The 23,159-nt window shown below is 63.3% G+C and carries 22 protein-coding genes; 12 read left to right on the top strand and 10 right to left on the bottom strand.

Annotated features, from left to right (window positions below; translation table 11 throughout):
- Positions 1 to 12 precede the first annotated feature (12 nt).
- The 10 genes from M3P27_13665 to hemB form a co-directional block, all read right to left on the bottom strand.
- The gene (locus M3P27_13665; protein ID MDP9269354.1) at positions 13 to 1,575 is read right to left on the bottom strand and encodes a 2-oxo acid dehydrogenase subunit E2; all 1,563 of its coding nucleotides are present in this window, start codon (positions 1,573 to 1,575) and stop codon (positions 13 to 15) included.
- Positions 1,576 to 1,632: 57 nt separating this feature from the next.
- Positions 1,633 to 2,010: an EVE domain-containing protein gene (locus tag M3P27_13660; protein MDP9269353.1), complete on the bottom strand. Its 378-nt coding sequence runs from the start codon at positions 2,008 to 2,010 to the stop codon at positions 1,633 to 1,635.
- A gap of 2 nt (positions 2,011 to 2,012) precedes the next feature.
- Positions 2,013 to 2,369: a cupin domain-containing protein gene (locus tag M3P27_13655; GenBank protein MDP9269352.1), complete on the bottom strand. Its 357-nt coding sequence runs from the start codon at positions 2,367 to 2,369 to the stop codon at positions 2,013 to 2,015.
- Positions 2,370 to 2,386: 17 nt separating this feature from the next.
- Complete coding sequence (locus tag M3P27_13650; protein ID MDP9269351.1) at positions 2,387 to 3,370, bottom strand: alpha-ketoacid dehydrogenase subunit beta; 984 nt, start codon at positions 3,368 to 3,370, stop codon at positions 2,387 to 2,389.
- Positions 3,367 to 4,674, bottom strand: a complete 1,308-nt coding sequence (locus M3P27_13645; protein MDP9269350.1) for a thiamine pyrophosphate-dependent dehydrogenase E1 component subunit alpha — start codon at positions 4,672 to 4,674, stop codon at positions 3,367 to 3,369. Before M3P27_13645 ends, M3P27_13650 begins: the two co-directional genes overlap by 4 nt.
- A 36-nt stretch (positions 4,675 to 4,710) precedes the next feature.
- On the bottom strand, positions 4,711 to 4,938 hold the full coding sequence (locus M3P27_13640; protein MDP9269349.1) for a hypothetical protein: 228 nt from the start codon (positions 4,936 to 4,938) through the stop codon (positions 4,711 to 4,713).
- Positions 4,935 to 5,819: a lipoyl(octanoyl) transferase LipB gene (gene lipB / locus M3P27_13635; GenBank protein ID MDP9269348.1), complete on the bottom strand. Its 885-nt coding sequence runs from the start codon at positions 5,817 to 5,819 to the stop codon at positions 4,935 to 4,937. Before lipB ends, M3P27_13640 begins: the two co-directional genes overlap by 4 nt.
- A gap of 11 nt (positions 5,820 to 5,830) precedes the next feature.
- A complete protein-coding gene (lpdA, locus tag M3P27_13630) occupies positions 5,831 to 7,267 on the bottom strand; it encodes a dihydrolipoyl dehydrogenase (protein MDP9269347.1) in 1,437 nt (478 codons plus the stop codon).
- A 118-nt stretch (positions 7,268 to 7,385) separates the two neighbouring features.
- Positions 7,386 to 7,769 carry a VOC family protein gene (locus M3P27_13625; protein MDP9269346.1) on the bottom strand — a complete coding sequence of 128 codons (384 nt, stop codon included), beginning with the start codon at positions 7,767 to 7,769 and terminating at the stop codon, positions 7,386 to 7,388.
- Between the two features lie 34 nt (positions 7,770 to 7,803).
- Positions 7,804 to 8,880, bottom strand: a complete 1,077-nt coding sequence (gene hemB / locus M3P27_13620) for a porphobilinogen synthase (GenBank protein ID MDP9269345.1) — start codon at positions 8,878 to 8,880, stop codon at positions 7,804 to 7,806.
- A gap of 90 nt (positions 8,881 to 8,970) precedes the next feature.
- Between hemB and M3P27_13615 the strand changes: the two genes are divergently transcribed.
- The 12 genes from M3P27_13615 to M3P27_13560 all read left to right on the top strand — a co-directional run bounded on the left by M3P27_13615 (position 8,971) and on the right by M3P27_13560 (position 23,154).
- A complete protein-coding gene (locus tag M3P27_13615) occupies positions 8,971 to 11,388 on the top strand; it encodes an endonuclease MutS2 (GenBank protein ID MDP9269344.1) in 2,418 nt (805 codons plus the stop codon).
- 93 nt (positions 11,389 to 11,481) lie between these two features.
- Entirely contained in the window at positions 11,482 to 12,129 is a 648-nt protein-coding gene (locus M3P27_13610) for a carbonic anhydrase (protein MDP9269343.1), read from the top strand.
- A 131-nt stretch (positions 12,130 to 12,260) separates the two neighbouring features.
- Complete coding sequence (dnaG, locus tag M3P27_13605) at positions 12,261 to 14,069, top strand: DNA primase (GenBank protein MDP9269342.1); 1,809 nt, start codon at positions 12,261 to 12,263, stop codon at positions 14,067 to 14,069.
- 31 nt (positions 14,070 to 14,100) lie between these two features.
- Positions 14,101 to 14,490, top strand: coding sequence for a hypothetical protein (locus tag M3P27_13600; protein MDP9269341.1), 390 nt, complete (start codon positions 14,101 to 14,103; stop codon positions 14,488 to 14,490).
- A 247-nt stretch (positions 14,491 to 14,737) separates the two neighbouring features.
- On the top strand, positions 14,738 to 16,423 hold the full coding sequence (rpoD, locus tag M3P27_13595) for an RNA polymerase sigma factor RpoD (protein MDP9269340.1): 1,686 nt from the start codon (positions 14,738 to 14,740) through the stop codon (positions 16,421 to 16,423).
- Positions 16,424 to 16,866: 443 nt separating this feature from the next.
- The gene (locus M3P27_13590) at positions 16,867 to 17,004 is read left to right on the top strand and encodes a hypothetical protein (GenBank protein MDP9269339.1); all 138 of its coding nucleotides are present in this window, start codon (positions 16,867 to 16,869) and stop codon (positions 17,002 to 17,004) included.
- Positions 17,005 to 17,583, top strand: a complete 579-nt coding sequence (locus M3P27_13585) for a hypothetical protein (protein MDP9269338.1) — start codon at positions 17,005 to 17,007, stop codon at positions 17,581 to 17,583. It begins immediately after the preceding gene.
- 487 nt (positions 17,584 to 18,070) lie between these two features.
- Positions 18,071 to 19,429: a replicative DNA helicase gene (dnaB, locus tag M3P27_13580; GenBank protein ID MDP9269337.1), complete on the top strand. Its 1,359-nt coding sequence runs from the start codon at positions 18,071 to 18,073 to the stop codon at positions 19,427 to 19,429.
- Positions 19,430 to 19,656: 227 nt separating this feature from the next.
- A complete protein-coding gene (gene alr, locus M3P27_13575; protein ID MDP9269336.1) occupies positions 19,657 to 20,802 on the top strand; it encodes an alanine racemase in 1,146 nt (381 codons plus the stop codon).
- A 33-nt stretch (positions 20,803 to 20,835) separates the two neighbouring features.
- Complete coding sequence (locus M3P27_13570; GenBank protein MDP9269335.1) at positions 20,836 to 21,456, top strand: hypothetical protein; 621 nt, start codon at positions 20,836 to 20,838, stop codon at positions 21,454 to 21,456.
- 66 nt (positions 21,457 to 21,522) lie between these two features.
- Positions 21,523 to 22,650, top strand: coding sequence for an alpha/beta hydrolase family protein (locus M3P27_13565; protein MDP9269334.1), 1,128 nt, complete (start codon positions 21,523 to 21,525; stop codon positions 22,648 to 22,650).
- A 150-nt stretch (positions 22,651 to 22,800) separates the two neighbouring features.
- Complete coding sequence (locus M3P27_13560; protein MDP9269333.1) at positions 22,801 to 23,154, top strand: PilZ domain-containing protein; 354 nt, start codon at positions 22,801 to 22,803, stop codon at positions 23,152 to 23,154.
- Positions 23,155 to 23,159: the final 5 nt, after the last annotated feature.

Genomic DNA, 23,159 nt, shown 5'->3' with positions numbered 1-23,159 from the left:
CCTCTGGCCCGTCTACCCGATGGGCTCGTTCCAATTTTCCAAGTTGCGCTTCAGCACGGCCATGAACTGGTCGGCGACGGCGCCATCGATCACGCGATGATCGAAGCCTAGCACCAAGTGGACGATGGTGCGAATGGCGATCGAGTCGGAGCCGTCGTCGGCAGTGACCACGACCGGCGCCTTGTGCACGCCGCCAACTCCGAGGATCGCGACCTGCGGCTGGCTGATGATGGGGGTGCCAAAGAGCGCGCCGAAGCTGCCCGGATTGGTGATGGTGAAGGTGCCGCCCGAGATATCGTCGGGAGTGAGCTTTTTGCCGCGCGCCCGCTCGCCGGCATCCTGGATCGCGCGCGCCAATCCGAGGAAGTTGCGCTCTTCCGCGTGCTTGATCACCGGAACGATCAATCCCCAATCGAGCGCGACCGCGATGCCGAGATTGACTTCGCGCTTGTAGTGGATGTTATCGCCCTCGAGCGATGAATTGATGATAGGGAACTGCCGGATGGCGTTGACCGCGGCCTGCGCGATGAACGGCATGTAAGTGAGCTTGGCGCCGTTGCGCTGCTCGAAGCTGGCTTTCTCTTTCTCGCGCAGCTTCGCGATGCGCGTCATGTCCACCTCGAATACGGTGTGGACGTGCGCGCTGGTGTGCTTCGACGCGACCATGTGCTCGGCGATCTTCTTGCGCATGGTCGTCATCGGAACGATCTCGCCCGGAGCGCCTCCGCCTATCGGCAGCGCTGCCGGCATCGGAATGGCGGGCGCGGTCGCGCCGCGAGATGGAATTGGCGCCGCGCCTCCCGAGGCCGCTGCTGCTGGTCGCGCCGACGGTGCGGAGCCCGCGCCGTTCTCTTGCAGATGAGCCTGGATATCGTTCTTCGTGATGCGGCCACCCAGGCCCGAACCTTGGACCCCGCCGAGGTTCACGTTGTTGTCGCGCGCGATGCGCCGCACCAGCGGGCTCGAGCGTATGCGTCGGCCATCCTGATCGCGATCGGTCGAGGGAAACTCGATGACGGTATCTTTCTGCTCGGCGATGGCTTTGCGCTCCATCGGCCTTGCATCCGGCTCCACTCCAGCGCTGTCGCGACGCTGCGGATCAAGCTCCTCTTCCTCGCCGGGACGGACCTGCGGCACTTTCCCGCCACCACGCGCGCCCTCGGATTTCCGGCCGGTTTCTGCCGGCTGAGCCTGCGCCTTTCCACTTGCCACCCCGGCGCTCGCCGGTGTTCCCTCCGACTGCGCCGCTGGCTTCGGTGGCGCGGACGCCGCCTTTGCGGGGGCCTCTTTCGGACTCTCCTTCGCCGGCGCGGCCTTTCCGGCGGCCACCGACTCGCCCTCCGCCGCGATCGTCCCCACCACCGTGTTCACCTGCACCGTCGTCCCCTCAGGGACTTTGATCTCCGCCAGCGTGCCCGAAGCAGGCGCCGGGATCTCGGCATCGACTTTGTCGGTGGATATCTCGAACAGCGGCTCGTCGCGCTGCACCTTGTCGCCGGGCTTCTTCAGCCACTTGGTCAACGTTCCTTCGAAGATCGATTCGCCCATCTGGGGCATGATCACGTCAGTCGGCATGGCATCCCTCTAGGAATCCCAACATTGTAACGCAGCGCCGGTGAAGCCCATTCGTCGTCAATCCACCAGAAACTTGTACTGCGTCGCCGTCAGCGGGACGACCGAAAGCCGCCCCTGCCGCACCAGCGGCGAATCCGCAAACAGCTTGTTGGCTTTGATGTCGGCCAGCGTCTTTGGATGCGCGATCGCCTTGCCCGCCTTGATCGTCACCCGCGGGTCCTTGGGATCGCTTGCGTCCACCTTCACCGCGGTTGCCGTGCCGACCGCGCACTTCTCGTCGCCGGTGTGGTAGATCACCAGCTTCGCGCCCACCGGCATCTCGCGCAGATTACGCCGGGCCACTGGATTGGACACGCCGTCCCACACCGTCTCTTTGTCCTTCTGCAAGTCAGCGAAGGAGTAGGTGGAGGCTTCGGTCTTTAATAGGTAATGCATCGTCACTTCTTCCCCCGCAGGTAGGCGTCGTCGCCCGACTCCCAGTCAGCGCGACTCGGACTGAAGACGTCAGTGATCACGCAGTTCTCGATCGCTTCAGCCGCGTGCGGCAGGTTCGCGGGAATCACCAGGACCTCGCCGGCGCGGACGTCGATGGGTGCGCCGCCGGGATAGGTGAACCGCAGGCAGCCCTCCACCACCCAGGTCATCTGGCTGTTCTCGTGCTTGTGTTCAGGCACGATCGCGCCGCGCTTTAGCTCGAAGCGTGCCAGCGTGGCATTCGCGCACGAGATGAACCGCCGCGTGATCTCGGGCGTCATCTGGTCGGCCTTCACTTCTTTCCAGGCGATCTTCTTCATAGCATTGCTTTGTGACGTCAGTACTTGTGCAGCCAGCGGCACTTCTCGATTACGTCCTTCAACTTCGGGAGGAAGTACTCCTCCATCGGCGGCGAGAAGGGGACAGGCGAGTCGAGCGCGGCGATACGCGTGACGGGCGCGTCAAGGTCGTCGAACGCCTCTTCATTGATGATGGCGGTGATCTCGCCGGCCAGGCCGCCGGTCTTCGTGTCTTCGTGCAGCACGATGACCTTGTTCGTCTTCTTCACCGTCGCGACGATGGCCTCGCGGTCCATCGGCAAGAGCGTGCGCAGGTCGAGGACCTCGACGTCAATATTGTCGCCGTCTTTTGCCAGCGCCGCGGCCGCGTCCATCGCCAGGTGGACCATCGCCGCATAAGTAATGATGGAGAGATCCCTGCCCTCGCGTGCTACGCGTGCCTTCCCGATCTCGACCGTGTAGTCCTCCGCCGGCAGCTCTTCCTTGATGCGGCGGTAGAGGAACTTGTGCTCGAAAAAGAGCACAGGATTATTGTCGCGGATGGCCGCCTTGATCAGCCCCTTCGCGTCGTAGCACGTCGCCGGATACACCACCTTGAGTCCGGGCGTGTGCACGAACGAGACTTCCGGATTTTGGGAATGAAACGGTCCGCCGTGGACGCCGCCGCCCGAAGGTCCGCGCAGCACTACTGGCGCAGGCGCGCCCCAGCGGTAATGCGTTTTGGCGAGCGCGTTCACGATCTGGTTCTGCGCGCACGCGATGAAGTCGATGAACTGGAACTCGGCCACCGGACGCAGTCCGGTGAACGACGCGCCTAGCGCGGCTCCAACGATCGCCATTTCGGCGATGGGTGTATCGATCACGCGCTCCGCACCGAAGCGGTCGATGAATCCTTCGGTCACCTTGAACGCGCCGCCGTAAACGCCGATGTCCTCTCCGATGCAGAAGACGCGCGCATCGCGCTCCATCTCCTCCCAGAGTCCCTGGCGTATCGCTTCGAGGAATGTGACAGGGGCGCTCATTTCAAATGCACCGCCGCTTCCACTTCCGCCAGCTTCACGTCTTTGTGGCCCTTGGCTTTCACCTCGCCGTACATCAGCGGGATGGGGTGGCATTCCGGACTCGCGCAATAGACGCCCTTCGCTGCCCACTCCGGTTCGGGCATCGGTGAGGCTTCCGCCGCGGCGCGGTCTTCTTCGAGCTGCTTGTCGACTTCGCTCTTCAGCTTCTTGTGCTGCTCCGGCGTCAACCACTTCTTCACGTTCACCAAATACTTTTCGAAACGCGCGATGCAGTCGCGCTTCTGCCAAAACTCGAACATCTTCTTCGGGACATACTGCGCCGCATCATGGATGGCGTGGCCCTTCATGCGCATCATCTTGGCTTCGATCAGCGTCGAGCCCTCGCCGCGATACGCCCGTTGCGCCGCTTCGTAGGTCGCGTCGTAGACCTGGCAAACATCGGTGCCATCGACGATCACGCCGGGCACGCCGTAGCCGATCGCGCGCTGTGCCAGGTCCCGGACCGCGACCTGCTCTTCTGTCGGCGTGGAATACGCCCAGTGATTGCTCTCGACCAGCAGGATCACGCCCAGCTTCTGCACTGCGGCGAAGTTGAAGCCCTCGTAGGTGACGCCGGTGGACTGTCCGCCATCGCCGATCCATGTGAGGCACGCGATGTTGCGTCCTTGCAAGCGCGCGCCCAGCGCTACGCCCGCCAGCACGGGTATTTGGTCCCCCAGCATCGAGATGGGCGCGGTGACGTGCTTGTCGAGCGAACCGAAGTGCGAGCCCGCGTCTTTGCCTTTGGTCGGCCCCTTACCTTTCGCCATGTACTGCATCATGACGTCGGCAGTGCTGAAGCCGCGGACGAGGAACGCGCCCTGGTTGCGGATCATCGGCCCGATCCAATCGTCTTTGCCAAGCGCATACGCCGATGCGACCGAGCAACCCTCCTGCCCGGTGCCGAAGTACACTCCGCCCACAACCTTCGATTGCTTGTACAGCCGCTCCAGCATCGCTTCCATGCCGCGGTTCAGCAGCATGTAGCGGTAGATCTCGATCGCCTGTTCGCGCTTCAGGTAGCGCGAGTCACGGATGGGCGGGACCGGAAGGTCGAGGTTGCCGCGGACCTCGTAGTGGACATCGCCATCCTTATCTACTTCGACGACGCGGAAGTCGGGCTTCTCGAGGCGATAGTCGGTGATCCCAAGTGCGTTCTTCTGCGGAGCAGGGAGACCGCCCGACGGGCGACCGCCGTTGCCGCCGGCGCCTTTGGCACCGTTCTTTTGCGGACGCGCACTCTGCTGTGGCTTCTTCGTGGACATAACCCTATTAACGGTAGCAGAAAGCCACTACCGCCTCTACTGCGGCTCCTTCGGTCCCGGCGTGGCACCGCCTTGCTCGGCTTTGCGCTCCATCTCGCCGGCGTCGATTACGCGCTGCACATCGGCGATGAAGGTATCGAGCGCGGCCCGCAGCGGCGCCAGCTCGGGCTTGTCCATCAGGTCGCGCGACTTCTTCAGCTCGGCGAGCTTCTCCTCCAGCTCCGGCCGCTGTTCTTTCTCCCACTTCTCCCAGTCCATCGTCATGCGAAGTAGCCATCCTCTTCCTTGAGCTCGCCTGCTTTGAGTTCGCCACGCTTGAACTCACGAAGTTCGCCTGGCGTGCGCGCCGGCACCCCGACCTTCGCGCCCAGCAGCTCGTCCACGGTCGGGACTTCCTTCATCTCGTGTCCGAAGACGACTTCAAAGTTGCGGATGACGTACTGTGCCACCTCCGCCACGGTCGGCGGCGCAACGGTGCGGTTCGGATGCCGCGCCTGCAGCTCGGCGTTGAGCGAGGTCACCGGCTTGTCGGGGATGCCACAAGGAACGATCAGCTTGAAGTGGTCGAGCTGGTTGGTCACGTTGAAGGCAAAGCCGTGCGAGGTGACGCCGCGCGAGACGTGGATCCCCATCGCCGCCAGCTTTTTTTGTGCAGACCGCTGCGCATCCTCTTGCTGCCCGGCTTCCTGGAGCCCCTTCAGCGGACGCGTCCACACGCCGGTGAGTCCTGGAATACGCGCGGTCAGCACGCCAAACTCCGCGCAGGTGCGGATCAAGACTTCTTCCAGCTTACGCATGAAGTCCACCGGCCAGATGGTCTTCGGCGAACCGTCTTCGTTGCGTCCCAGGGCTTTCAGGTCAACGACGGGATATCCGACCAGCTGTCCCGGCCCGTGGTATGTGACGTCGCCGCCGCGGTCGCACTCGAAGAGCTCCACGCCTTTCGCCGCGAGCTGCCCACTCGAAGCCAGCACGTTTTTCCGGTCCGCGTTCTTGCCCAGCGTGATGACCGCCGGATGCTCGAGCAGCAACAGCACGTCTCCGATCTGCCCTTGCTTACGCGCCGCGATGAGCTTGCGCTGCAAGTCGAGGCCGAGCGCGTACGGCACGCTGCCGAGCTGGATGTAGGAGATCACTGGGACCATCACTAGAAGACCTAGGCGTTGATCGCCATCCCGTAGACGCTGGCGAACGCGTCGCCCATCGCCTCGTAGAGCGTGGGATGCGCATGAATGGTGAACATCAGGTCGTCGATGGTGCCCTCGAGCTGCATCACCGCCACCGCTTCCGCGATGATCTCGGTCGCGTCCGGGCCGATGATGTGCACGCCCAGGATCTCGCCATACTGCTCGTCGGCAACGATTTTGATGAAGCCTTCGTGCGCTCCGATGATGCTCGCCTTCGAGTTCGCGGCGAAGGGGAACTTGCCGATCTTCAGCTTGCGTCCACTCTCTTTCGCTTTCGCTTCTGTCAGTCCGACGCTCCCGATCTGCGGCTCGGTGTAGGTCGCGCCCGGGATGAGCTCGCGCTTCACCGGCTTGGCCGGCTTGCCCGCGATCTTCGAGACGGCGACGATGCCCTCCATCGCGCCCGCGTGCGCCAGCTGGGGTAGCCCGGCAACGATGTCGCCGATGGCGTAGATGCCTGGCTCGTCCGTCTGCATCCACTCGTTCACCTTGATGAACCCGCGGTCGGGCTTGATCTTCGTGGTCTCCAGGCCCACGTTGTCGGTGCGCGCCGCGCGGCCCACGGCGATGAGCACCTTTTCCGCATCGACCTTCTGCTTCTTGCCTTCGGCGTCGGTGTAATTCACCGTGACGCCGTCTTTGCTCTTGTCGATCTTCTCGACCTTCACGGCGAGCTGGCACTTGATGCCGCGCTTGGTGAACGAGCGCAGCAGCTCTTTGGAGATGTCCTCATCTTCCACGGGGACGAGCCGCGGCAGTGCTTCGAGCAGGGTGACGTCGGTGCCAAATGACTTGAAGATGGACGCGAACTCCACCCCTACCGCGCCACAGCCGATCACGGCCAGGGTCTTCGGGATCGCCGGCAGCTCGAGGATCTCGATGTTGGTCAGGACGCGCGAATCCGCCTCCAGGCCGGGAAACATCTTCGCCTCCGAGCCGGTAGCCAGGATCACGTTCTTCGCTTTGATGTGGTTGGTCTCGCCGCCCGCGCCGCCGCCGCCCGCGGTATAGACCTCCACGTCGAGCACGCCGTTCTTCTGCGGACCGGTCAGCTTGCCCCACCCTTCAACGGTGGTGACCTTGTTCTTACGCATCAGGAACTCGAGTCCCTTGGCGTGCTTGTTCACGATCTTCGTTTTGCGATCGAGCACCGCCTTCCAATCGATCTTCGCGTCGGTCACGCCGCTGATGCCGAAATCCTTGGCGGCCTTGATGTGTTCGAAGACCTCGGCATTGAACAGCAGCGCCTTCGTCGGGATGCACCCCACGTGCAGGCATGTGCCGCCCAGCTTGTCGTCTTTCTCGATCAGGCAAGTCTTCAAGCCATACTGGCCGGCGCGGATGGCGGCCGTGTATCCGGCCGGCCCGCTGCCGATGATGGCGACGTCATAGATCGTCTCAGCCACGTGCGCGCTCCCTTGTCTCTCTGGATGTCTGGGGCAAACAAAGGATTCTAGATGATGCGGCGGGGGATTAGAAACGAAACGCAGAGAAACCAAACGGCGAGAAACGGCGAAGCGCCGTCTATGCCCGCACTTCCGACATCAGGCCGAACAAGTTGTTCTCCGGATCGCGAAAGAAGCACATCCACAGGTCGTGGTCGGGGAGTTTAGCGACCAGGTGCGGCTGGTCCTCGAACTTCACCCCGCGCCCGGCGAGCGCCTGGTGTGCCGTTTGGATGTTCGCGACCTCGAAATACAGGATGGACGCCGCGTGGTCGTGCTCCGGCTTCTCCGGCGGTGAGAGCATGATGCGGATGCCACCGCAGTCGAGGAATGCCAGCTGCCCGGCGTTGAACAGGAACTTCATGCCCAGCTTGTCGCGATAGAACTCGGTGGCGCGGGGCGTGTCTTTCACCACGATGGCGATCTGGCCGAGCTGCGTGAGCCCGAACTGTCCGGCTGCCATGACGGATTCCTTTCTGCTTGCTCGACCGGCGAGATCAACCGAGAAGCTTCGCCGCGTCCTTCGCGAAGTAAGTAAGGATAAGGTCGGCGCCGGCGCGCTTGATCGAGGTCAGCGTCTCCATCATGATCCGTTTGCCGTCGACCCAACCATTCCGCGCCGCGGCGTGGATCATCGCGTACTCACCGGAGACCTGGTAGGCCGCGAGCGGCGCATCGAAACGCCGGCGCGCTTCCGCGATCACGTCGAGATAAGGGAGCGCGGGCTTCACCATGATCATGTCCGCGCCTTCATCGAGGTCGAGTTCGATCTCGCGCATCGCCTCGCGCAGGTTCGCGCCATCCATCTGGTAGGACCGGCGATCGCCGAACTGCGGCGCTGAATCCGCCGCCTCGCGGAATGGGCCATAGAACGCCGAGGCGAACTTCGCCGCATAAGAAAGGATAGGGACGTTGGCAAAGCCGTTCTCGTCGAGCCCTTTGCGGATGGCAGCCACGCGGCCATCCATCATGTCCGAGGGCGCGATCACGTCCATGCCGGCGCGCGCCTGCGACACGGCCGTCTTGGCCAGGATCGCGAGCGAAGCGTCGTTATCGATCTCGTATTCGGCCGCCGCGTCTTCCGCAACCTTCGCCGCGACCGCGGCCATCTGCTCGCGCGTCACCGCCATCGCGCCCACCGACCTGGGCTGTCCTGTCTTGTGTGGGCTCCTCTGGACGACGCCACAGTGCCCGTGGCTCATGTACTCGCACAGGCAAACGTCGCCGATCACCACCATGTCGCGCACCTCGCGCTTGATGGCGCGCGTGGCGCGTTGCACGATGCCGTCTTCCGCCCACGCGCCGGTGGCGACTTCATCCTTCTTCTCCGGCAACCCGAACAGGATGACCGCCGGCACTCCAAGCGCCTTCGCCTCCGACGCTTCCTTGACCGCCTGGTCCACCGAAAGGTTGAAGACGCCGGGCATCGAACCCACCTCTTTTCGCACGCCCTCGCCGGGGCAGACGAATAGCGGATAGACGAAGTCCGTAGGGGCAAGGCGCGTTTCGCGGACCATGCCGCGCAACGCTTCCGAGCGCCGCAACCGCCGCATGCGTGTGACAGGGAAGGCCATGGGAACCCCCATTTTAGCGTGTCCGGCGGCCCGCTCCGCGCAAATCCGCGTGCCCACGGCGATACCCCCTGCGATACCATGAGGGTTCCGATGGAACTTCTCCGCCACACCAGCGCGCGTGCCCTGGAATTCGACTCGCTACTCGAGCTGCTGCGCGGCTACGCCCAGTCGCCGCTCGGACGTGCGCGTCTGGAGGGACTAGCGCCCACGCGCGATCGCGTTTGGGCAGACCAGCAGCAGCGCTTGACCGAGGAGATCAGCGATTTCCGCCGTGCGGGCGGACGCTTTGAGTTTTCCGGACTCGAAGATCCCGGGAACCTGGTGGAGAAGGCCCGCATCGAAGGCACCGCGCTCGAAGCCACCGAATTGCGCGACGTGGTAGCGGTGCTCGACCGCGCGCAGCAGTGGCGCGAGATCGTGCGCCATCCACCGGCCGGGCTGCGCGAAGGCTTCGTCGCGGTCGCGGAACTCTCTGCCGCCATCGCCGATTTCGCCGAGCTGCTGCGCTACTTTGCCGGCAAGATCCTGCCCGACGGCACGCTCGACGACCGTGCCTCGCCCGAGTTGGCACGCATCCGCCGCGAGGTAGAGAAGCAGAAGCGCACCATCCAGGAGACGCTACGCGGCTACCTGCGCCGCCTCGCCGAAGGGGGCGCGGTGCAGGATGAGGTCATCAGCATCCGCGGCGAGCGCTTCGTCATCCCGGTGAAGACCGAGCAAAAGCGCAAGGTGCCGGGCGTGGTCCACGGCGCCAGCTCGACCGGACTCACCGTTTACGTGGAGCCGCTCGAGACCATCGAGCAGAACAACGAACTCGTCCGCCTGGTCGATGAGGAACTCGCCGAAGTGCACCGCATCCTGCGCGAGATGACGCGCCGCATCGGGGTACGCGCCGTCGAGGTCCGCGCCGCGGTAGACACTCTCGCCGAACTCGAGCTGCAATTCACCAAGGCAAAGTTTTCCGAAGCCTACAACTGCGTGCGGCCAAGCTACGCCGCCACGTCATTGTTCCTCACCGCAGCGCGCCATCCGCTGCTGGAACGCAATCTGCGCGGCAAGGGCGGCGCCGTAGTGCCGCTCACGCTCGAGCTGGGCGGCGATCGCCAGCTCATCATCAGCGGGCCGAACACCGGCGGCAAGACGGTCGCGCTGAAAACCGTCGGACTGCTCGCGCTCATGGCCCAGGCCGGTATTCCGGTCCCGGCGGAGAAGGCCGAGCTTCCCGTTTTCGACGCTGTCCTGGCTGACATCGGCGACTATCAGTCCATCGAGCAGAGCCTTTCGACTTTCTCCGCGCACGTCACCAACATCGACTTCATCTCGAAGACGGCGACCGAGGGCTCGCTCGTCCTGCTCGACGAGCTTGGCTCCGCCACCGATCCCAACGAAGGCGCCGCGCTCGCCGTCGCCATTGCCGAACATTTTCGCGAGCTCGGATGCGTAAGCGTGATCTCCACCCACCACACCGCGCTCAAGGTCTACGCCGCGAATAGCGATGGCGTGCTCAATGCGTCGGTTGGGTTCGACGAGGAAACCCTCCAGCCGACCTATGAGCTGCGCGTCGGCGTGCCGGGAGCCTCCGCCGGCATCAACATCGCGCAGCGTTTGGGATTGAATCCGAAGATCATCGAGCAGGCGCGCGCGCGCGTGGAGCAGGGTTCGCAGGATATTGCCAAGTTCCTCGACCAGCTGCACACCGAGTTGCGCCAGGCCACGGACGAACGCGCGCGGCTGTGCAAGCAGGAGCAGGAGGTCGCGCGCGAGAAGTCGCGCCTCGCGCTCGAAGGCAAGAACGACGTGCAGAAGCTGGTGCGCGCGATGGAGCGGAAGCTCGAAGACGTGCTGCGCGACTTCGAGTATCGCGCCCGCGAGACGGTTCGCGAGGTCCAGGACAAAGCCGCCGCCCAGAAGCTATCGAAGGAGTCCGATCGCCGCATCGCGAAGCTGCGTCGCGAATTCAAGGAGCAGTTCGATCAGACGGTCGTGGCGCACAACACCGGCGCCGACCGTGGCGACCAGCATGCGCGTCCCGCCGAGGTAAAGCATGTGGAAGCGGGCGACACAGTGAAGCTCAAGTCCATGGGCCGCAATGCCCTGATCAAGCGCCGCATCGACGACCAGACCTTCGAGGTCGAGATGGGCGCGATGAAGATGAAGGTGCCGCGCTCGGATATCGCCGCGGTAGTGGTGCGGGCGTCCGACTCGCCGGTGCAAGCCGCGCGCGCCCGCGGCATCAGCGTGCAGATGAGCAGCGAGGGCAGCGTGCCTACGGAGATCAACGTCATTGGCCAGACGGTGGACGAGGCCACGCAGCGCGTCGAGAAATACGTGGACTCGGCGTTCCTCGCCGGACTCGCTCGCGTGCGCATCGTCCACGGCAGCGGCATGGGCATCCTGCGCAAAGCGCTGCGACAGTATTTGAAAGCGCATCCGCACGTGGCTTCTGTCACCGAGCCGCCACAGAACGAAGGCGGCGCCGGCGCGACCGTGGTTGAATTTAGGAGCTGAGTTCAGGAGCTGAGTCCAGAAACTGAGTTCCAGAAGCTAGCCTCTGTGGTAGATTTCCGGGCCGGAAGCACGAAAAATGAGGAACGAAGAACCATGAAGACTCGCGCCCTCCTGCTTGCTCTCTGCTGTTCGCTCTTGTTACTTGCGGAAGATCAACCCAAGGCCCCGGCGCCCGTTTCCCCTGACCAGCTCTGGGCCAAGCTGATGGCCGGCAACCAGCGTTATGTCACCGGCAAGACGAAAGCCCACAACCTCATCGCCGACCGCGAGCGGCTTAGCCATGGCCAATCGCCGCACGTCGCCGTGCTCGCGTGCTCCGACAGCCGCGTCGGTCCGGAACTGCTCTTCGACGAGACCATTGGGCAGTTGTTCGTTGTCCGCGTCGCCGGCAATAGTCCAGACGCGCTCGCCATCGGCAGCATGGAATATGCCGTCGAGCACCTCGGGACAACAATGATCGTGGTGATGGGCCACCAGAGCTGCGGTGCCGTGAAGGCCGCGTGCTCCGAGGGGAAGATGCCGAGCGCCAACCTCGACGCCGTGGTCGCGCCCATCAAGGCTTCCTGCTCGCTGGCCAAGGGCAAAGACGTGGAGCCGGCGGCGCGGAATCATGTCCACGTGTCGGCGCAGGAGCTGCTGGCAAAGAGCGCCATCCTGAAGAAGCGGGTGGACGAGAAGAAGCTCGCCATCGTGGAGGCCTACTACTCGCTCGATACCGGCAAGGTCGAACGGCTCAAGTAGCGCGGGTGCGGCTGTTTTTCCACACAGCCGCCCGCTTTTGCTCGCGGTTCACAGGCGAAATGGCTGTGTCTCCCACCTAGAATGGACGATTCGAACTGCGGTACTCTGCGTTCATCCGCGGCGAGCGACCCATGGCCAATCCTGGCGATTTCGCGTACACGGTGAAGCAGCAGGCGGACATCGTCCGCATCATCGGCGATTACGTCAAGCTGAAGAAGAGCGGAGCCGACCGGTTTTCCGGGCTCTGTCCCTTCCACCAGGAGAAGACGGGTTCCTTCAGCGTGAGCGTGACCAAGCAGTTTTATTACTGCTTCGGATGCAGCGCCTCGGGCGACGTTTTCAGCTTCGTCCAGAAGATCGAGAACGTCACCTTTCCGGAAGCGGTTCGCGCGGTCGCGCAGAAGCTCGGCATCGCACTGCCCAAGACGCAATATTCCGGACCCGCCGAAGCCAAGGAAGCGGCGCTCCGCGGCGCGCTCATCGAGATGCACGAACGCGCCTGCACCTTTTTTGAGGAGCAGCTCCGCAAGCCGGAAGGCGCGCGCGCGCGCGAGTATCTCGCCGGCCGCGCTCTCACCGGCGACGACGTCAAGACCTTCCGCATCGGCTTCGCGCCCGACTCTGGCTTCCTGCTGCGCGACCGGCTCAAAGGCCAGTTCGACGACGAGCAGCTGCGCGCCTCTGGCTTGATGTCGTGGAAGGAAGACGGCGCAAAAACGAAAGACGACAGCAGCGGCGTTGCGATGTACTCCAAGTTCCGCAGCCGCATCACGTTCCCCATCTCGAACGAGACGGGAAAGATCATTGCTTTCACCGCGCGCGAACTCGCCGGCGCGGCTGCGAATCCCAAAGCCGGGCCGAAGTATCTGAACTCGCCCGAGACGCCCATCTATTCCAAGTCGCGCGTGCTCTACAACCTCGACCGCGCCAAGGAAGCCATCAAGAAGCTCGACTACGCCATCATCGTCGAGGGCCAGATGGATTGCATCGCCGTCTACTCCGCCGGCATGCACAACGTGATCGCCAGCTCGGGCACCGCTTTCACCGAGACGCAGGTGCGCCTGCTCGGCCGCTATGCCAAGCAGATCGTGGTGAACTTCGATCCTGACGCCGCCGGCGCCCGCGCCGCCGAGCGCTCGCTCGCTCTGCTCGTAGCCGAAGACTTCAATATCAAGGTGCTCACGCTCGAGGGCGGCCTCGATCCCGATAACTTCATCCGCAAGCGCGGCAAAGAAGCGTACGGAAAAGCGCTGCTCGGCGCGCCGCGTTACTTCGATTACCTCATCGACCGTGCGCGCACGCAGTTCCCGGTCAAGACGCCGCAAGGCAAGCAGCAAGCGGTCACCTTCCTGCTGCAGCATCTACAGCACGTCCCCAGCCGCATCGTGCGCGACGAGCTCGCTGCCGACATGGCGCAAAAACTCGGTATCGATTCCGCTGTCCTGCGCCAGGAGATCCGCCACGTCGCCGCGACGCGCGGCACCACCGTGAAAGCCGCTCCGCCCTCGCAGATCATGCAAGCCGAGCGCATCCTTATCCGCGTGCTCGCCGTCACCGCCGACCAACTCGAGCCGCTGGCCGACCTGCGTCACCAGGCGCAGTACACGCTTTCGACCGAAGAACTCCACCGCGGGCTGCCGACGGAGACGTTGCTCGATGCGCTGGTGCAAGCGGACGCCGAGTCATTCGATCCGCTGGCGCTCGGCCTGAGCGACGCCGACCGGCGCCTGCTCGCTGAAGTCCTCATGCGCGATGACGAAGCGCTCTCTGAGGAACTCGTACACGGAGCGCTTGAGGCGCTGCGTCGCTGCCAGCTCGAGCGCGCGCAGCAACAGGTGCGCGCGCGCATCGCCGAGGCGGAACGCAAGAATGATTCTGCCGCGCTCGCCCAGGCGATGCAGGAAAAGCTCAAGATCGATCGCGATCTATCGGCCCTTTAGCCTTCGCTCGCCGAGCGAATGGAGGACAGTCATGAAGCTCGCGTTTACAATCTCAGTTGTAACCTGCCTCCTCCTGATTCCGTTACAGGCCAGCCTTACGCAGAATGGACCTGCGAAAGGCTGCGGTGATCCCGCGGCGTGCAAATTAATTGAACAGGCCATCGAAGATGCGAAGAGTTTGAAGGTGGGAATGTATCGCTCAGATGTGGAGAGACAGTTTAGGGCGGATGGAGGAATGACATTCATGGCGCGCGGTGAACCAGGCACGGAACATGCGCGCTACGTGTACAAGCGGTGCCCCAACATCAAAGTGAACGTCGACTTGGCAGCCGAGGTGAACCATAGCGGAGTGCGGCCCTCCCCCGTCGATCGAATCACGAAGATATCCAAGCCTTATCTCGAGTATCCAGCTTATGACTAACCCCTCAAGATTCCAGCTATTTCGTTGAAACGAAAAGGCCTCCGGCGCCATCTAAGTAAATAAGCGCCGGCTGTGTGCGACGGGGTGCCCTACAAATCCAAGCGCGTCTCTGCCGAAAAGCACGTGGAAGTATGTGCGTTTGTGCTAACATACGGGGGTTTGGCTCACTGCCATCCGCCCGCTCATCCCCGTTAACCCGTGCTTACTGGAGCGCCCGCTCGCCGCGCGCTGAAGAGGAATTGACCGTTTGGCTCTTGAAGACAAGTTCGACGATATTAAAAAGCTGATCGACGCGGGAAAAGAGAAGGGTTATCTCACCTACGACCAGGTGAACGACCTCATCCCCGGCGACGTCCATTCGCCCGAGGATCTCGAAGACCTGCTCACCACCATCGGCACCCAGGGCATCGATGTGCTCGAAGGGCCGAAGCCGCCTTCCTCGGTGATGGAGAAAGAAGAGGCCGAGGCCGGCGAAGACGTCGAGCTCGATCTCACTCCTGGCGCGCTCGAGAAGACCAACGATCCCGTGCGCATGTACCTGCGCGAGATGGGCACCGTGCCGCTGCTCACGCGCGAGGGCGAAGTCGAGATCGCGAAGCGCATCGAGCGCGGTCAGCTCCGCATGCTCAAGGCAGTCTCGCGCTCGCCCATCATCATCCGCGAGATCCTCGGACTCGGCGAAGACCTTGAAAAGGGCGTTCGCTCGGTGAAGGAGATCACCACCTTCGACGAGGAAGAGATCACCGAAGAAGTCGTCGAGAAGCGCCGCAAGCAGATCGTCGGACGCATCGAGGAGATGGGCAAGCACTACAAGCGTGTCCAGCAGCTCGAGGAACGCCTCGCCGAGATCCCGCAGAAGAAGAAGCCCAAGGAACACCGTCGCTGCCGCTGGAAGCTGGGCCGCGAGCAGGTCAAGATGTCGCTCATCATCCGCCGGCTCGGCTTCAACAACGCCGAGCGCAAGCGCCTGATCGAGAAGATCTTCAAGACCGTGGACGCCATGCGCGCCCACGATCGTGCCATCAACAACCTGGAAAAGAAGTTTGACGCTACGCGCAGCGAAGACCTGAAGAGGGAATATCGCAAGGCGCAGCGCCAGCACCGCGTCGATCTCGACAAGATCGAGGCCGATGCCGGCCTCACCTTCCAGGACCTGAAGCGCACGCAGCGCGAGATCATCCAGGGCGACATGGACGCCGAGCAGGCCAAGCGCGAGCTCATCGAGGCCAACCTGCGCCTGGTCGTCTCCATCGCGAAGAAGTACACCAACCGCGGCCTGCAGTTCCTCGACCTCATCCAGGAAGGCAACATCGGCCTGATGAAGGCGGTCGACAAGTTCGAGTACCGCCGCGGCTACAAGTTCTCGACCTACGCCACCTGGTGGATCCGCCAGGCCATCACCCGCGCCATCGCCGACCAGGCGCGCACCATCCGCATCCCGGTGCACATGATCGAGACCATCAACAAGCTCATCCGCACCTCGCGGCAGCTGGTGCAGGAGCTGGGCCGCGAGCCCACCTCGGAAGAGATCGCCAAGCGCATGGACATCCCGGTCGCCAAAGTCCGCAAGGTGCTGAAGATCGCGCAGGAGCCTATCTCCCTCGAGACGCCCATCGGCGAAGAGGAAGATTCGCATTTGGGCGATTTCATCGAAGACCGCACCGTCGTCTCACCCGCCGAGGCCGTGATCAACGTGAACCTCAAGGAGCAGACCGCGCAGGTGCTGCGCACCCTCACCGCGCGCGAGGAGAAGGTCGTCAAGATGCGCTTCGGACTCGAAGACGGTTCCGAGCACACGCTCGAGGAGGTCGGCCAGTCATTCGCCGTCACCCGCGAGCGCATCCGACAGATCGAAGCCAAAGCGCTGCGCAAGCTGCGCCATCCTTCGCGCTCGCGCAAGCTGAAGGCGTTCCTGGACGGCGTAGCAGAGTAAAAGCCGGCGTAGCAGAGTAAGAGCCGGCATGGCAGAGTAGCTTTTCCTGTTTCGGGAAGACCAAAGGCACGGCTCGAGCCGTGCCTTTCGTCATTTGCGAAAGCAGCTCGTTGCTTTGACTTATCCCCCACGAAGGCCTAGCATAAAGGTTGAGGTCGCAGCTCCTCCTCCTCTTTCAGACTGACTGAGCTAAGTCAGCCCCTCTGAAGTTTCTCTTCTTAGTCACAGTTCTGCACCGGTCGCGGGATCAGCGCGAGAGCGCCGTTTCTTCGCTACATGTCCGGGTATCCAGAACATCATCGAGGTCCCATGCTGATCAATCTTATGTGGCTCACCCTTCTGCTTGCCGGATGCGCGCTCGGCCTATGGCGGGCGATGCGGAAGCCGGCCTTTGTCTCTCTAAGCGACGAAAAACCGGTCATGGATCGTGGAGAATCGCGCCTATGAGCTCCAAACCGGACAAGAAGCCGAATCCTATCTTCGCTATCTATGCGGCCATCGTTTCGCCCTTCCTGCGCTTGATGGACAAGATGTCGGGTCGCGACGTGGGCTTCGAACGCAAATCAAAGAAGGCAGCCTAAGTGCCTGAAGCCACCATGAATGCGAACCTGGCGCGGAACATCGACCGCCTGCGCGGCCGTCCTGTCCTGGTGCTCGATAGCGATCCCGATCGCTTACGCGCCCGCGGCCTCGCCATGGAGACACGGGGCGTCAATGTGACGTGCAGCGGCAGCGCTTCGCGCGCCCGTTCCGTGTGGAAGCCGGGATCGCATTTCCTGGTCCTCATCGAGTTCGGCGGCGCTGGCCCCCAGTTCGAGGAGTTCCACCGTTACGCCGCCAAGGCGCACGAGCCGCAGGCTTTTGGTTTCTATACCTCGCAGCCGCCTTACCTTTCGGTGGCCATGCCACCTACTGCCTCATTCAACAGCTTGCCGGTATCTTCCGCCGACATCGCCCATGCTGCGTCCCACGCTGCCAAGGCGAACACTGCCCCTGCGCAAGGTGTGCCCATGCACGCCGGGCTTATCGCGGAAGCCAGCCAGCTGATCGCCGCCATCCGCCCACTTGCCCGTCCGAAGCGTGAGCATCAGGCAGGTTCTTCGCTCTCGTTCTCGCAAGCGGTGAAGGCAGCCGAACGCCTGGTGCATCACGCCCAGTAACCCAAGTTCGTAGCCGCCGCGCGGGATTTCGTCCCGCTTTTCCTCGCGCTTCCACAAAATTCCCAGTTCCGCACAATTTCTCCACAGCCTCGAAGCAAATCGTGCTTGAGGTCTTCTCGCGGCTGATGCAATCTCTCGTGCAGACAGAGTGCGATGTCTTGAGCTCTGGCGGTCGAGGCAGCAGCAGCGTGGAATCCACCTAGTGTGGGTTCAGGCGCGCGCTCCCTGGGCGGCTGGAGGATAAGCGGCGCAGCGGGAGCTAACGGAGGTCCGCCGGCGCGCTGAACAAGGCATCCATTCGAAACGAGACGGCCCGTGCGGCTGGCGCGGGCCGTCTTTCGTTTTCACAGCGGATGGTCGCCGTGCTACATCCGTTATCTTCCTGTATCGTCCTTGTTTTCTCCACAGTTTCGCTATTCTATTCAGACAAAAAGTGCTTGAGCGTACCCGGATTGCTGGTTAACATCCGCGGAGGCAGTCTCACCCCATGGCGACCACCGACCAGAGCCTCGATCGCGGATTGCCCGCGAGCATCGACGCCGAGCGCTCCATCCTCGGCTCCATCCTGCTCGATAATTTCCTCTTCAACCAGGCCGCCGAGACGCTGAAGGCAGACGACTTCGCGCTCGACTCCCACCGCCGCATCTACTCCCGCATGATGGAGCTGGCCGAGCACACCAAGCCCATCGACATCGTCACGCTCGCCGAGGAACTTGCCCGCCGCAAAGAAGTGGAAGCGGTGGGCGGCGTGGCCTACATCTCTTCGCTTACCGACGGCCTCCCTCGCCGCCCCAACATCGAGCACTACGTCAAGATCGTGCGCGACAAAGCGATGTTGCGCGCGCTCATCCACACCGCGTCCACCGCCATCGCGCGCGCCTCGGAGCAAGCGGAGACTGCCGACGAGATCCTCGACTCCACCGAGGCGGCCATCTTTTCGCTCGCCGATGATCGCATCCAGCGGGGCTTTGTCGACATCAAGGAGATCGTTAAGGGATCCTTCGGCTCCATCGACCAGCTCTACGAGCGCGGCCAGCGCATCACCGGACTCGCCACCCACTACGATCGCCTCGACGAACTGACCAGCGGCCTGCAGCCCTCCGACCTCATCATCATCGCGGCGCGGCCTTCGATGGGCAAAACCGCTTTCGCCATCAACATCGCCGAGAACGCCGCCGTGCGCGATGGCAAGACGGTCGGCGTCTTCTCGCTCGAGATGTCGCGCGAATCGCTGCTCCTGCGCCTGCTCTGCTCACAGGCCATGGTCGACTCGCACAAGCTGCGCACCGGCTTCCTCGGCCGCGACGATCACCAGAAACTCGTGGACGCTCTCGGCCGCCTCGGCGATGCTCCCATCTTCATCGACGACACTCCCGGCATCTCGCTGCACGAGATGCGTGCCAAGGCTCGCCGTCTCAAGGCCGCGCAGAACGGACTCGACCTTCTGGTGGTGGACTACCTGCAGCTCATGGCCGCCGCGCCCATCGGCGGCAAGCGCTTCGAGAACCGCACCCAGGAAGTGTCAGCCATCTCGCGCGGATTGAAGGGCCTGGCCAAGGAGCTGCGCTGCCCCGTGGTGGCGCTCTCGCAGCTCAGCCGTGCTCCCGAAAGCCGTGGCGGGGACCATCGCCCACAGCTCTCCGACCTGCGTGAGTCGGGTTCGATCGAGCAGGACGCCGACGTGGTGATGTTCATCTTCCGCGAAGAGGTCTACAACCGCGATAATCCCGAGCTCGAAGGCATGGCCGAGATCATCATCGCCAAGCAGCGCAACGGCCCTACCGACATGGTGAAGCTCGCCTTCATCAAGCGTTCCACCCGCTTCGAGAATCTAGCGATGGAATAGCCCCTCCCAGAAGGGTCATGCTGAGGGACCGAGGGGCCCCGCCGCTTTCTCCAGGCGGGGTATCGGTACCGAAGCATCTGCGGTTCTCCAGCGGAATCTTTCGCTATAATCGCGTCTCCGCGACGCACCTGTCGAACGTTGCCCCTGACGGCGCGGTGGTGTCCCTGTTGCGCACAACGTTGCCCACAATGTCCAGCGCTCCGGTTCCCCGGAATGAAGTTCTCGGAATGAAGACGCGGCCCACCTGGGTCGAGGTGTCACTCACCGCACTGCGCCACAACTTCCGCACGCTGCAAGACTTCTGCGCGCCGGAAGCGACTATCTGCGCCGTGGTCAAAGCCGATGCTTACGGACACGGCGCCGTGGAATGTGCGCTCGCGCTCGAGAAGGAGGGCGCGCTCTGGTTCGGTGTCACCTCCACAGATGAAGGCGTGGCGCTGCGCCAGGGCGGCGTTACCTCGCGCATCCTGCTGCTGACCGGCTTCTGGCGCGGTGAAGAAGAAGCCGTCGTGCGGCACGACCTGACGCCGGCGGTATGGGAGTGGTGGCACATCGAGCTGCTCGAGGACGCCGCCGAGCGCCTGCACCACGACACTGTCCCGGTCCACGTGAAGGTGGATACCGGCATGGCACGCCTCGGCCTGCCGATGGCCGACCTCGGCCTCTTCGCGCAGATGCTCAAAGACGCGCAGCACGTCGTGGTCGAAGGCCTGTTCACCCACCTCGCCTCCTCCGAGGTCATCGACGCGCCCGACGTGGACGCGCAGATCTCCCGGTTCGACGACGTCGTCACCACCATCATCGAGAGCGGACTCTCGCCCGTCTACTACCACATGGCAAACTCGGCGGCGATGGTCACGCGCCCGCGCACGTGGATGAACATGGTGCGTCCCGGCATCGCGCTCTACGGTTACTACCTGCCATTCCTTTCGGCCGTCACCGGCATACCCGACGCTTCGCTCGAGCTGCCTATCGCGCCCGTGCTCTCGTGGAAGACGCGCGTGCTCTCCATACGCGACGTCGGCTCGCGCACCCCTATCGGTTACAACGGCGCCTACGTCACGCAATCACCCGCGCGCATCGCCGCCTTGCCGGTGGGCTATGCCGATGGGCTTAGCCGCCAACTCTCCTCGCGTGGCCGCGTGATCGTGCGCGACGACTATGCTGCCATCGTCGGCAACGTTTCTATGGACATCACTCTTGTCGACGTCACCGGCATTCCCGGCGTCGACGTCGGCGACGAGGTCATCCTCATCGGCCAGAGCGCGCGCCGCAAAATCACCGCCTGGGAGGTCGCCTCGCACGCCCAGACCATCCCTTACGAGGTGCTCTGCAACATCAACAAGCGCGTCCCCCGGCGGTACCTAGAGTAATAAGTAGTGATCCGTCGAATGAGGTTCGAATAGATGCCGCCCGCGCCCGCTCCCGCCCCCCGTCCCGCGCCGCCCTCCACCTGGTGGCAGGATTTCCGCGATGAGCAGCTCGCTTTTCTGGACGAGCCCTGGAAACTGGTGCCGCTCTGGGCGATGATCCCGTGGCTGCTCTTCTACGCCTGGTTCGTCTGGTACGCCTATCGCGCGAACGGTGTGAACCTGTTCATCGACGCGGTGAACATGGTGACGCACGAGGCCGGCCACCCGCTCTTCGGATACCTCGGCGAGACCATGCACCTGTGGGGTGGGACCATCCTGCAACTGCTCATCCCCGCCGCACTCTGCTTCACCTTCGTCCGCATGCGCGAGCTGATGGGCGCAACCTTCACCGCCTGGCTCTTTTTCGAGAATTTTCTCGGCATCGCCATCTACATGGCAGACGCGCGCGCTATGGAACTGCCACTCGTCTCCGCCGAGGGTGGGCCGGACGACGTCATCGGCCACGACTGGAACCAGATCTTCGGCCGGCTCGGCCTCTTGCAGCACGATACCCAGATCGCCGGCGTGGTGAAGGCCATCGGATACCTCGGAATGATCGCCGTCCCACTCTGGTTCGCCTGGCGCGCCCGCCAGACGCAGCTCGCCGCCGAATAGCGACCGTTCACTGCTGCCAACCTTTGCCGCCGCTCGGGGCGCGGCTATATTCGTTATACCGCCCCTATGCGCAAGCGCTATCAGAAGTGGATCGAGGACTGGGAGACACGCCTCACCGACCGCGACACCAATCGTGTCGTCCGGCCATTCGAGTGGGGACTCGACTGGATCCATGATTTCCCCGGCGTCTATGCGAATGGCGGCCGGCCCTCCCCGGATGCCGGCAACGCCGCCATCGAGCAGTACATCCACGCACTCAATGACAACATCGTCGCCCACAGTGACGAGTTCTTTTCATACCAAACGCCCACCGACTTCCGGCTGGAGAGCCGCGAGCTCAAACTCTGCGCCACCGGCGTGGACAAAGAAGCGCGCAACGCGGCCTTCAATCCGGAAGGGAAGTCGGGGGAGTTCCTGCGCTTCACCTCGCCGGTGCGCACGCCGCATCCGGAGAACGATCTCGTCAACGCGCGCTGGTTTCCCGCGCGCGGACGCCGCGCCGTCGTCGTGATGCCGCAATGGAACTCCGATGCCGAGAGCCACAACACGCTCTGCCGCGGCTTCAACCTGCTCGGCATCGCGGCGCTGCGTCTCAGCATGCCGTACCACGACGTTCGCATGCCCACCGAGCTTTCTCGCGCCGACTACGCCGTCTCCGCGAACGTGGGGCGCACCATCTCCGCCGCGCGCCAGGCCGTGGCCGACGTGCGCTCCTGCCTCGACTGGCTTGCAGCGCAGGGTTACCGCCAGTTCGGTGTTGTCGGCACCTCGCTCGGCTCCTGCTACGCCTTCCTCGCCAGCGCGCACGATCCGCGCCTGCGCGTGAACGTGTTCAACCACGTCTCCACCTACTTTGCGGATGTTGTCTGGACCGGCCAATCCACCCGCCACGTCCGCGCGGGCATGGAAAGCACCACCGATCTCGAACGGCTGCGCCAAGCCTGGCTCGCCATCAGCCCCATGGCATACTTCGACAAGTTCGATCGCTGGCCGAAGAAAGCCGTGATGATCTATGGCAAGTACGACATGACGTTCCTTCCCGAGTTCTCCCGCCAGATCGCCGCCGAGTTCTTGCGCCGCAAGGTGGAGTGCAAGATCGTCGAACTCCCCTGCGGCCACTACACCACCGGCGAGGCGCCCTACAAATTCATGGATGGCTGGCAGATCATGCAGTTCTTGCGGACGGCATGGTGAGCGCGCGGCCTACGGGCGACGCAAACAAGTTTCTGCTAGGCAAATAACGTTACTAAAGTACTTGTCCCCGGATGCCCATCGGTACGTAGCCGCGTATCGGGTCCGACGGTACTATTTCCGCCTCAAATCCACCCGCGATCAAGAGGTGACATGCCGGTCCTTTCACAGGACTCTCCCAGCGCAGCCGAGCGCCGCATCTACCCGCGCTTTCCGGCGCCGGTGATGGTGCGTTACGGCGCCGTGGCGGCGAGCACCTCCGGGTACGCCTACGACATCAGCGAAGGCGGGCTCGGATTTGCCGGGGACGAGCCGCAGCCCATCGGCAGCGAGATCCGCGTCCGCTTCAAGTGGGATTCCCCGATGGGCGAGTGGTATGACACCCGCGCCATCGTTCGCCACGTGGATGGCAACAAGATGGGCGTCCAGTTCCTCGACCTCAAAGAGTCCGTCAAGATCAAGCTGGTCGAGATGATCTATCAGGAGATCACCCGCCGGCGCAGTTAGTACCC

The sequence above is a fragment of the Acidobacteriota bacterium genome (genome assembly GCA_030774055.1).
Taxonomy (GTDB): Bacteria; Acidobacteriota; Terriglobia; order Terriglobales; family Acidobacteriaceae; genus JACPNR01.
The sequence above is the reverse complement of the archived record's forward strand: the minus strand, read 5'-3'. Positions and strand labels throughout refer to the sequence as shown.